Source organism: Sulfitobacter sp. HI0040 (genome assembly GCF_001634885.1).
Classification (GTDB): domain Bacteria; phylum Pseudomonadota; class Alphaproteobacteria; order Rhodobacterales; family Rhodobacteraceae; genus Sulfitobacter.
Genome location: NZ_LWEX01000493.1, coordinates 1 through 256, shown reverse-complemented (window position 1 = coordinate 256; position 256 = coordinate 1). Strand labels below are relative to the sequence as shown.

Sequence of the window (256 nt, the reverse complement as noted above, 5' to 3'; positions counted from 1 at the left end):
ACTCGCTGAACCGCACCTCCAACCGGGCTTCGGGAAAGTCTTCGAACGGCCAGGGTTCCGACGCGATATTGCGGCGGGTCAACCGGGCGAGGTTCTGGCTCAGCTCCAGTGCGATGGACCGTTCCGGGGAATCCGCCCAGAGCACATCCGAAGAACTGATAAGCACGCCACTGCGGGTCTGCAGATGAATTTCATCCGCCGCCGCGTAGGACGGCAGGGAAACATCGCGCACCTCGACCGAGGCAAAGGAAATCGG

Annotated in this window: 1 protein-coding gene; it reads right to left on the bottom strand. The window is 62.1% G+C overall.

What is annotated here, in order from left to right; all coding sequences use genetic code 11:
- Positions 1-256, bottom strand: a 256-nt coding sequence (locus A3728_RS19700; RefSeq protein WP_201722354.1) for a PqiC family protein, incomplete at both ends; no start/stop codon positions are given.